Origin of the sequence: Pseudomonas sp. PvP009, from assembly GCF_017832995.1 — a bacterium.
GTDB classification, from domain to species: Bacteria; Pseudomonadota; Gammaproteobacteria; order Pseudomonadales; family Pseudomonadaceae; genus Aquipseudomonas; species Aquipseudomonas syringae.
This window is the reverse complement of the sequence record NZ_JAFIBG010000001.1, coordinates 2,579,301-2,590,035: the sequence shown is the minus strand read 5'-3', so window position 1 is coordinate 2,590,035 and position 10,735 is coordinate 2,579,301. Positions and strand designations below refer to the sequence as shown.

The 10,735-nt window shown below is 60.4% G+C and carries 6 protein-coding genes; 5 read left to right on the top strand and 1 reads right to left on the bottom strand.

The features are described 5' to 3' along the window. Positions 1 to 63: 63 nt before the first annotated feature. Together macA and JOE29_RS11545 are read left to right on the top strand one after the other, a co-directional pair. A complete protein-coding gene (macA, locus tag JOE29_RS11550; protein ID WP_004404596.1) occupies positions 64 to 1,221 on the top strand; it encodes a macrolide transporter subunit MacA in 1,158 nt (385 codons plus the stop codon). Between the two features lie 2 nt (positions 1,222 to 1,223). After that, positions 1,224 to 3,185, top strand: a complete 1,962-nt coding sequence (locus JOE29_RS11545) for a MacB family efflux pump subunit (protein WP_024665406.1) — start codon at positions 1,224 to 1,226, stop codon at positions 3,183 to 3,185. A 215-nt stretch (positions 3,186 to 3,400) separates the two neighbouring features. Here JOE29_RS11545 and JOE29_RS11540 read toward each other — a convergent pair whose 3' ends face one another. Next, entirely contained in the window at positions 3,401 to 4,735 is a 1,335-nt protein-coding gene (locus JOE29_RS11540; protein ID WP_004417709.1) for a diaminobutyrate--2-oxoglutarate transaminase family protein, read from the bottom strand. Between the two features lie 276 nt (positions 4,736 to 5,011). Here JOE29_RS11540 and JOE29_RS11535 point away from each other — a divergent pair, with 276 nt between their 5' ends. Genes JOE29_RS11535 through JOE29_RS11525 form a run of 3 tightly spaced genes read left to right on the top strand, consistent with a single transcriptional unit; the run spans position 5,012 to position 10,571 of the window. After that, positions 5,012 to 6,442 (top strand): efflux transporter outer membrane subunit, encoded by a 1,431-nt coding sequence (locus JOE29_RS11535; protein WP_210079523.1) that lies wholly within the window; start codon positions 5,012 to 5,014, stop codon positions 6,440 to 6,442. Further along, a complete protein-coding gene (locus JOE29_RS11530; protein WP_210079522.1) occupies positions 6,439 to 7,542 on the top strand; it encodes an efflux RND transporter periplasmic adaptor subunit in 1,104 nt (367 codons plus the stop codon). Before JOE29_RS11535 ends, JOE29_RS11530 begins: the two co-directional genes overlap by 4 nt. Beyond that, positions 7,539 to 10,571, top strand: a complete 3,033-nt coding sequence (locus JOE29_RS11525; protein WP_210079521.1) for an efflux RND transporter permease subunit — start codon at positions 7,539 to 7,541, stop codon at positions 10,569 to 10,571. The genes JOE29_RS11530 and JOE29_RS11525 overlap by 4 nt, the downstream gene beginning before the upstream one ends. Positions 10,572 to 10,735: the final 164 nt, after the last annotated feature.

Below are 10,735 nucleotides of genomic sequence, written 5' to 3'. Positions count from 1 at the left end.
CGTTGTTTCTTCAAGCCCGGCGGTTGATCGCCGGGTCAATCCTCAACACATTCGTGGCTTTCTATGAAAAAGTTGAAGTTTCGCAAAGTGCTCATTGTTGTAGTGCTGTTGGTTCTGGCAGCGGGTATTGCCTACAGCATCCAGTCCCCGGAAAAGCCACCGGAGTACCTGACTGCCAAGGTCGAACGCACCGAAATTGAAAACTCGGTGCTGGCCAGCGGGGTGCTGCAAGGCATCAAACAGGTTGACGTCGGCGCGCAGGTCTCGGGCCAGCTCAAGTCACTGAAGGTCAATCTGGGTGACAAGGTCAAACAAGGTCAGTGGCTGGCGGAAATCGATCCCGTGGTGCTGCAGAACACCCTGCGTCAGTCGCAGGTCAACGAACAGAACCTGATCGCCCAGAAGGACGCGGCTGTCGCACAGCTCAAGGACGCCAAAGCCATTTACCAACGTTACAAACAACTGCGTGCAGATGACGCGATCTCGCAAAAGGACTTCGATACGGCGCAATCGGACTTCGAGGTCCGCAGTGCCAACCTGCGCTCGCTGGAGGCACAAGTGCGCGACGCAAGAATCCAGATCGAGACCGCCAGGATCAACCTGGGTTACACCCGTATCGTCGCGCCGATCAGCGGTGATGTGGTGGGTATCGTGACGCAGGAAGGGCAGACCGTGATCGCCAGCCAACTGACACCAGTGATTCTCAAACTGGCGGATCTGGACACCATGACCGTCAAGGCACAGGTCTCCGAGGCCGACGTGATTCATATCACACCGGGGCAAGAGGTGTATTTCACCATCCTCGGTGATGCCGAAAAACGCTATTACGCCAAACTGAAAGGCACGGAACCGGCGCCGCAGAACTTTCTTGACTCGCAGTCCAGCAACGCCAGCAAGCCGAACAGTGCAGTGTTCTACAACGCGTTGTTCGACGTCCCCAACCCGGATCATCGTCTGCGTATTTCGATGACCGCCCAGGTGCATATCGTCCGCGAAAAGGCCAAGGACGTACTGACGGTGCCTGTTGCGGCCTTGGGCGACAAGAACGGCGACGGAACCTTCCCGGTGCGCGTGATGGACGCTCAAGGCCAGGCCCAGAGCCGCAATGTGCAGACCGGTATCAATAACAATGTGCGGGTCGAGATCAAGAGCGGCCTTGCCGAGGGTGACCAGGTGGTGATCGGTGAACCATCGGCCACACCAGCGGCAGCGGGGGCCTGACCATGAGTCGAGCTCTTCTGGAACTCAAGGGTGTAACCCGTCGTTTCGTCGCCGGCGAGAAAGACTTCATCGCGCTGAATGACATCAACCTCACGATCAATGCCGGCGACCTGATTGCCATTACCGGGGCCTCGGGTTCCGGCAAGTCAACACTGATGAACGTCCTGGGTTGTCTGGACCACGCCAACAGCGGCAGTTACAAGGTCGATGGGCGTGAAACCGGTACGCTGACCGATGATGAGCTGGCAGAGTTGCGTCGCGATCACTTCGGCTTCATTTTTCAGCGTTACCACCTGTTACCGCACCTGGCGGCGATCCAGAACGTCGAAATGCCGGCCATCTACGCAGGCACCGGCAAGAGCATGCGCGTGGAGCGCGCGCAGAAACTGCTCGAGCGCCTGGGCCTTTCGGGGCATCTGGAGCATCGGCCAAGTCAGTTGTCAGGCGGCCAGCAACAGCGGGTGAGTATCGCCCGGGCGCTGATGAACGGCGGCGAGATCATTCTGGCCGACGAACCCACCGGAGCCCTCGACAGCGTGAGCGGCAAGGAGGTAATGAACATCCTCCTCGAGCTCAACAGCGCCGGGCACACGGTGATCCTGGTGACCCACGACGAGAAGGTTGCAGCACACGCCGAGCGCATCATCGAAATGCGTGACGGCGAGATCATCGCCGACCGGGTCAACACCGATCGCCCGATCATCAACGAAAAAGCCACCGAGCGCCTGCCGTCCAAACCCAGGCAGGGCAACCGCCTGATGGCCAACATCGGCCTGTTCCAGGAGGCTTTCGTCATGGCGTGGGTGGCGCTGATCTCGCACCGTATGCGCACGCTGCTGACCATGCTCGGGATCATCATCGGCATCACCTCGGTGGTGTCTATCGTTGCGATCGGCGAAGGGGCCAAGCGTTATGTGCTCAAGGACATCGAGGCCATCGGCAGCAACACCATTGAGGTGTTCCCGGGCAGTGACTTTGGCGACACCAAGTCAATGGATATCCAGACCCTGGCGCTGTCCGATGTAGCAGCGCTGAGCAGTCAGTACTACATCGACAGCGCCACGCCGAATATCGGCCGTAACATGCTGCTGCGCTACCGTAACATCGACGTATCGGCGACGGTGAGCGGGGTCAGCCCTAGCTACTTCCAGGTGCGTGGCACAAAGATGGGCTCGGGGGTGGGGTTCAATAAGGATGACGCCCGTCGGCAGGCGCAGGTGGTGGTGATCGATTACAACACCCGGATCCGCCTGTTCGGTCCCAAGGTCGACCCGCTGGGCCAGGTGATCCTGGTGGGTAACCTGCCGTGTACAGTGATCGGCGTGACCGAGAACAAGAAGAACATCTTCGACACCAGCAAGAACCTGAATATCTGGATGCCCTACGAAACCGCCTCTGGCCGTCTGCTGGGTCAGAGCTACCTGGACAGCATCACCGTGCGGGTCAAGGACGGGCAACCGAGCAAGGTGGTCGAGGATAACGTCAACAAGCTGATGCAAAAGCGGCACGGAACCAAGGACTTTTTCACCTACAACCTCGACAGCGTGATGCAAACGGTGCAGAAGACCAGCCAGTCGCTGGCCTTGTTGCTGTCGTTGATCGCGGTAATTTCGCTGGCAGTAGGCGGCATCGGAGTGATGAACATCATGCTGGTATCCGTCACCGAGCGGACGCGCGAGATCGGCATTCGCATGGCAGTCGGGGCACGCCAGTCGGATATCCGTCAGCAGTTTCTGGTAGAGGCGGTGATGGTCTGTCTGATTGGCGGGATCATCGGCATCGGTCTGTCGTTCGTGATTGGCTATGTGTTTTCACTGCTGGTCAAGGAATGGCAGATGGTGTTCTCCGTGGGCTCGATTGTGACGGCGTTCATCTGCTCGACATTGATCGGCATCGTGTTCGGCTTCGTACCCGCACGTAACGCGGCACAGCTTGATCCGATCGAGGCGCTGGCTCGGGATTGACAAGGGGATTACAGGACAAGGATGTCCTGCCCAACGGAGAGTAACGCCTGTGCGCGACCGCGCACTGAAAGACGCCTGCGCGCGGGGTGAAAAAGATCGGCGTATGAAACGTCGATGCAGGAGGCTTCAGAATAGGATAGCGTTCGTGAGGGGCTCATACAGCCGACGTCTATCTGTCGGCTGCATCAACCTCTCAAGCAAGCTTTTGCGAGTGATCAGCCAACCGCGCTGACGCTGGAAACCCGGGCGGCGCTGCTGCTCTTGAGGGACTGTTCGAAGCGGTCGAGGACCATGCCTACTTCTGACTCTGTGATATTCAACGGAGGCAGGAAGCGCAGGACTGCACTGTTGCGTCCACCGGTCTCGATGATCACGCCATTCTTGAAGCACTCCAGCTTGATCGCCCGCGCACGTGCGCCATCGCCAGCCCCCGGACGCGATCCGCTGGCCGGTTTGACAATTTCCACCCCGAGCATCAACCCGCGGCCACGAACGTCGCCGATAAACGGGAATTGCCGGGCGATATCCTCCAGCCCGCTGTGCAACTGTTCCCCTCGGCGCGTGGCATTGCCGACCAGGTCGTGTTCCTTGATATGACGCATGGTCGCAGCGCCTGCCACCATCGCCACCTGGTTGCCACGGAACGTACCTGCGTGCATGCCCGGGCCCCATGTGTCCAGGTGCTCGGCATAGACGATCACCGATATCGGGTAACCGCCACCGATGGCCTTGGACAGCACCAGAATATCCGGCGTTATCCCGGAATGTTCGATGGCAAACAGGTTGCCGGTACGTCCGAGGCCGGTTTGCACTTCATCGATAATCAGCAATATCCCCAATTCGCGGGTGATCTCGCGCACGGCGCGCAACCACTCGGCCGATGCCGCAATACAGCCGCCTTCGCCCTGGATCACTTCGACCACCATCGCCGCCGGTTTGGGCACGCCACTTTCCGGGTCACTGAGTACCGTACGGATGTACTCGATGGAGAGACGGTCGGTGTGTTCGCCATCGGTGCCGAACGGGCAGCGGAAGCGATAGGGGAACGGCAGGAAGTGGGTACCCTGCGCCAGCAGGCCGGCCTTGGGATTGAGGTTGCCCATGGCCGACAATGCGCCAGCGGTCATGCCGTGGTAACCACCGTGGAAGGACATCAGCGGCGAGCGCTGGGTGTAATGGCGGGCCAGTTTGATGGCGGCTTCCACTGCGTCTGAACCGCTGGGGCCGCAGAACAGGATTTTGCTGTTGTCGCGCATGCTGGCGGGCAACGTCGCGAACAGTTCTTCGACGAAGGCGTGCTTGGCCGGTGTGGCCAGGTCAAGGGCCTGCTGCAGATGATCACTGTTGAGGAATTCGATCACCGCGTCACGGACAACCGGTGGATTATGACCCAGTGCGAGCGTGCCAGCGTTCGACAGGCAGTCGAGGTATTCCTGGCCGTTGGCGTCCTTGACTCGCATGCCCTTGCCGCTGACAAACAGCTGCTGGAAGGTCGCTGCGTAGGTGCGCGCATTCGACTCCAGTTTCTTGAGATTGCTTAACTCTTCCATAGTCGATCCCTTGTTGGCACAGGTACGGATTCATTGCTACTCGCTTGGAGCAGAGTCCGATTCTGTAAGAACCTCAGGGTGATCGCCAACTTATCGCCGCCGGACTGTCCCCGTATTCCACGACAGACATCTCGCGGCCTCAGGCGTTAAATGCATGCTACGAAAGGGATTTGTGGCGCTGTAAGAAACCTCGCGACAATGCTCCTGATCGTCCGGACTCTTGCCCCGTTACCCCCTTTCTCAAGACACCACTGTTCCGGAATCTTCGAGAGCTTTATGTCGATTGGCAAACCTGCTGGCTACTTCCTGGTGTCAACGCTTTGGGTATCGCTGCTGAGCGGCTGCACGCTAGGACCGGACTACCAATTGCCTGCGGTGGCGGTTGCCAGCCAGTGGCATGCGCCGCTGCCTCATGGCGCGTCGATGGTCGGGCTGCAGGATTGGTGGCAGCAGTTCAATGACCCGGCACTGGCAACCCTGCTGCGTCTGGCACAGGCAGACAGCCCGTCCCTCGATCAGGCTCTGGCGCGCATTGCCCAGGCTCGCGCCACGCTGGACGGCAGCGTTGCCGACAGGCTGCCGCAAGTAAGCGGCGGCGTGAGCAAATCGCGCGCCGGCATCAATCAGAGCGGATTGCACAAGAGCGGTACGACCTCCGGCGCAACCCTCGATGCGTCCTGGGAACTGGACCTGTTCGGCAAACTGCGACGCACCGACGAGGCTTCGCGTAATCTGCTCGAAGCACGTGTCAATGACTGGCATGACGCTCGTGTGTCACTGGCCGCCGAGGTCGGTGATGACTTCGTGCAGTACCGCGGCTGCCAGATGCTGGTCAACGCTTACCGTGATCAGGCGCAATCCCAGGAGCAGACCGCACGTCTGACTCGCGTGTCGTTTCAGGCCGGGTTCACCGCAGCCGCCGATTCATCGTTGAGCGACGCCAGTGCGGCGGCGAGCAATGCGACTCTTATCAAACAGCAAAGCGAGTGCGACGTGCTGCTCAAAAGCCTGGTGGCCCTGACCGGCAGCGACGAGGAACAGGTGCGAGAAGTGCTCGGCCATAACCCCGCGCGACTGCCGCAGCCTGCGTTGCTGGATGTACGGGAGATACCCGCCGACCTGGTGCGCCAGCGCCCGGACCTGGCGTCCAGCGAGCGCGAGCTGGCAGCCGCGAATGCGAAGATCGGCGCTGCCCAGGCTGATCGTCTGCCCAAACTGAGTCTGGTTGGCTCGTTCCAGGTGGGGACTACCACCGGAGTATTCAGCCGTGTCTGGAGCCTCGGCCCGCAACTGACCGTCCCGTTGTTCGACGCAGGCAAGCGCCGGGCGGCGGTGGACTCGGCGCAAGCGGATTATGACGCAGCGCTGGCGACCTATCGGCAGACCTTGCGCACGTCGGTGATGGAAGTCGAGCAGTCACTGGTGCGTCTGGACGCGGCACGGCGTGCGCAAGCCAGTACACAGCAGGCAACCGACGGCTATGAAGCGTCGTTCGAGGCCACAGACCGCAACTGGCAGGCCGGCAATGCCAGCTTGCTGGACCGCGAAGTGGCTCGACGCTCGGCGCTGTCGGCGCAAATCGAACTGATCACCGTGCAACAAAATCAGGTGCGTTACTGGATTGCCCTTTACAAGGCCCTGGGCGGTGGATGGCAGGACAGTCGCGAAGGTTTGGCCAGAGAGACACCGAAGCGGGGCGGCGCATGAGGAAGATACGCGTTTATGGGCTGCTGGCGTTGGCGGCGTTGGGTGTCTCGGGCTGGATATTGTTTGGCCGTGCAGAACCGACCCCGGCTGCCGTTACAGCGCCAGCTACCAGCCTGACGGTCGAGGCGGTTCAACCGCACCGCGAAGACTGGCCGCAGGAACTAGTGGCCAGCGGTGCGCTCGCGCCGTGGCAGGAAGCCGTGATCAGTGCCGAGACCGGGAGCTTGCGTATCGCCAGCCTGAAGGCTGATATAGGCGATCAGGTGAAGAAGGGCCAGGTCTTGGCGACTCTGGCCGATGACAGCGTGCTGGCCGAGGAAAACAAGCAGAAGTCGGCGGTCGCCCAGGCCACTGCGCAATTGCAGGAAGCCCGTTCCAATGCGCGACGTGCGGCGGTGGTCGGACAGAGCGGGGCCTTGTCCGAGCAGCAACTGGAAGAGTACCGGGTCAAGGTACAGACCGCCGAAGCCAACCTGGCCTCGGCGAATGCCGATCTGCGCAGCATCCGGATCAAACTCACGCAGACGCGCATCGTCGCGGTAGATGACGGGATCATTTCCGGGCGCAAGGCCTTGCTTGGCGATGTGGTGTCGGCGGGCAGCGAGATGTTCAGGATGATCCGGGATGGCCGGATCGAGTGGCAGGCAGAACTGGACGCCCAGCAACTGCCGGGCGTTAAGCCTGGCCAGCTGGCCCGGGTGATGTTGCCGGGCGGTATCGAGGTCCAGGGACGCGTGCGCCTGGTCTCGCCAGTGCTCGATGGCAAGACCAGCAGGGCGCTGGTCTACGTTTCCCTGCCGGTGGGGGCTGTGGCCCGCGCCGGCATGTACGCCAGCGGTCGCATCGAACTGCCTTCAAGCCCGGCGCTGACGGTTCCGGACACCAGCGTGATCCTGCGCGACGGGCACTCTTATGTGTTTGTGCTGGGCAAAGACATGCGCGTCAGCCAACACGTGGTCGAGATCGGCCGACGTCGTGGATCGGCGCTGGAAATCGTCGGAGGCCTGGCAGAGCAGGCGCAGATCGTCCGCAGCGGTGGCGCCTTCCTCAATGACGGGGCCAGCGTGACGCTGGTCAACGCCGAGGCCCGTGCGCAATGAATATCTCCGCGTTGTCGATTCGTTACCCGGTCCCGGCGGTCATGCTGTTTTTACTGCTGACCCTGTTTGGTTTCCTCGGATTCGAACGTCTCGGTATCCAGGACTTTCCCGACACCGATCTGCCTGCAGTGGTCATCAGTGCCTCACTGGAAGGCGCCGCCCCCGAGCAACTGGAAACCGAAGTCGCGCGCAAGCTCGAAGACAAGCTGACATCGCTGCGCCTGCTCAAGCACGTCACTACGAAAATTTCCGAAGGCAGTGTCCTCATCAATGTCATCTTCGAGATTGACAAGGATGGCAACGAAGCCCTCAACGAAGTGCGCAATGCGGTGGACAGCGCTGCGGCTGAGTTGCCAGCCAACCTCGACACGCCATCGGTCACCCGCCTGACCACCAATACCACGGCATTGCTGACCTATGTGGTCGATGCGCCACGTATGGACGAAGAAGCATTGTCATGGTTTGTCGACAACGAGTTGAGCAAGCAGCTTCTGACCGTGCGTGGTGTCGCGAAGATCAGTCGCGTGGGCGGTGTGGACCGCGAAGTCCAGGTTGACCTTGATCCCGCGCTGATGGCCGGTCTGGGTCTGAGTGTGACGGACATTGCAGATCGTTTGCGGGCAATGCAGAAAGACAATTCCGGTGGCCAGGGCGACCTGGGCAGCGGCCAACAGGCACTGCGTGTGCTTGGCGGCATTGATGACCCGGCGGCGCTGGGTGCTATCCGCATTCCTGTCAGCGATGGACGGATGCTCGCTGTGCAGCAGTTGGCCACCGTGCGTGATACCCATGCCGAGCGCAACACCCTGGCGTATCGCGACGGCAAACCGGTGATTGGCTTTCAGGTCATCCGCTCCCTGGGCTTTTCCGACGTAGGCGTGACCAAAGACTTGCGCCAGGCAGTCAGTGAGTTCGCCAGGCAACACCCTGACGTGCACATTGAAGAGGCGAGTAATGCCGTCGAGCCGGTAATGGAAAACTATCGTGGCTCCATGGCGCTGCTCTACGAAGGCATGTTGCTGGCGGTGCTGGTGGTCTGGTGGTTCCTGCGTGACTGGCGGGCGACCATTATCGTGGCCACGGCACTGCCTTTGTCGATCATCCCGACCTTCGGCGTCATGTATTTTGCCGGCTTTAGCCTCAATACCGTTTCGCTGCTGGCGCTGGCGCTGGTAATCGGCATTCTGGTCGACGATGCAATTGTTGAGGTCGAAAACATTGCTCGACACCTGCGCATGGGCAAAACCCCGCGACAGGCGGCAATCGAGGCGTCCGACGAGATTGGCCTTGCCGTATTGGCAACGACCGTGACCCTGGTCGCGGTGTTTCTGCCGACTGCTTTCATGGGCGGGATTTCCGGCAAACTGTTTCGCCAATTCGGCGTGACGGCCAGCGCTGCGTTGATGTTTTCGTTGCTGGTCGCCCGTCTTCTGACGCCGATGATGGCGGCGTATTTGCTCAAGGCACGGCCGCATGGCGAGCATGACAGCGGTTTGATGAGACGTTACCTGGGCTGGATTCACACCAGCCTGAGCCGCCGCAAGACCACCATGGCCATTGTTGGTGCTTTGTTTATCGGCTCGCTGGCGCTGATCCCGTTGCTGCCAACCAGCTTTCTGCCTGCTCAGGATATTGCCAGCAGCACCGTCAGCCTGGAATTGCCGCCCGGCACCAGTCTGGCTCAGACCGGTGAGATTGCCTTGCAGGCTGAAAAGCGTTTACGCGCGATTCCTGAAGTGGCCCACGTCTTCATCGCGGCGGGCAGCGGCGATGCGGGCGGTGCAGGTGATCGGGACGCGAAACTGACCGTCGATCTGTTGCCGCGTGACCAACGCACACTGAAACAGTCGCAGGTGGAAGCGAGCATGCGTGAAAGTCTGCGCAGCTTGCCCGGTGTGCGGGTAACGGTCGGTGGTGACGGCAGCGGAGAACGTCTGGACATTGTCCTTGCCAGCGATGACGGCGATTTGCTGGAGCGCACTGCCGCCGCTCTTGAACCGCAATTACGCCAGATAAAGGGCATCGGCAACGTCACCTCGAGTGCTGCTGTGCAACGCCCGGAAATCCAGATGCGCCCGGATGTTTTCCGGGCGGCAGCGCAGGGCATCAGTAGCCAGGACATCGCCGACACCTTGCGTATGGCCACCTATGGGGAATACAGCTCGTCCCTGGGCAAGATCAATCTGTCCCAGCGCCAGGTCAATGTGCGGGTGCGCATGCAGCCGCAAGTACGCACCGACCTGCAGAGCCTCGCTCAGCTACGGATCAAGGGGCGTGATGGCCAGATTGCGCTGGCGTCGCTGGGAGAGCTCAGCATGGGCAGCGGTCCCGCGGAGATTGATCGTATCGACCGCTTGCGCAATATCACGCTGTCCATCGAACTCAATGGCAGCAATCTGGGCGAAGTGATGGAGCAGGCCAGGCAGTTGCCGGCCATGCAGAACCTGCCAGCGCAAGTGAAACTGGTGGAGCAGGGCGAGTTGCAGTTGATGAGCGAGCTGTTTGGCAACTTCAGCCTGGCGATGGCCGTCGGCGTATTCTGTATCTACGCGGTGCTGGTGCTGCTGTTCCATGACTTCATGCAGCCGCTGACAATCCTTTCGGCGCTCCCCCTATCGCTTGGCGGCGCACTGTTGGCACTGTTGATCGGCGGGATGAGTTTTTCCATGGCGTCGGTCATTGGTTTGCTGATGCTGATGGGGATCGTGACCAAGAACTCGATCCTGCTGGTGGAATACGCAATCATGGCTCGCCGCGCACCCACCGTGAGCCGCTATGAAGCGTTGATCGACGCCTGTCACAAACGCGCCCGGCCGATCCTGATGACCACCATCGCAATGGGCGCGGGCATGTTGCCGACCGCACTGGGATGGGGCGGCGAATCAGGTTTCCGTCAACCGATGGCGGTGGTCGTTATCGGCGGACTGTTGGCCTCGACCGTACTAAGCCTGTTGGTAGTGCCCGTTATCTTTACTTATGTCGATGATGGTCATGAGAGGCTTAAAAGTTTGTTCCGCAGGCCTTTATAAAACGATGTAATCCGTCATAGAGGCGGGCACCCTGAAAGGGGTAGGCATCCAAGAAAATACTTCGCATTTCGATACACTTCCTCTCTGGATTCCACTGAACGCACCCAGCGCATCAGTGCCCGTTCTCATCTAATTACCACTTTTTTAGTCCGTTCCACACTACG

Excerpts from the sequence above, each read along its gene's own strand:
- JOE29_RS11540 (WP_004417709.1), bottom strand. The coding sequence starts at position 4,735 with ATGGAAGAGTTAAGCAATCTCAAGAAACTGGAGTCGAATGCGCGCACC.
- JOE29_RS11545 (WP_024665406.1), top strand. The coding sequence starts at position 1,224 with ATGAGTCGAGCTCTTCTGGAACTCAAGGGTGTAACCCGTCGTTTCGTC.
- JOE29_RS11535 (WP_210079523.1), top strand. The coding sequence starts at position 5,012 with ATGTCGATTGGCAAACCTGCTGGCTACTTCCTGGTGTCAACGCTTTGG.
- JOE29_RS11530 (WP_210079522.1), top strand. The coding sequence starts at position 6,439 with ATGAGGAAGATACGCGTTTATGGGCTGCTGGCGTTGGCGGCGTTGGGT.
- JOE29_RS11525 (WP_210079521.1), top strand. The coding sequence starts at position 7,539 with ATGAATATCTCCGCGTTGTCGATTCGTTACCCGGTCCCGGCGGTCATG.
- macA (WP_004404596.1), top strand. The coding sequence starts at position 64 with ATGAAAAAGTTGAAGTTTCGCAAAGTGCTCATTGTTGTAGTGCTGTTG.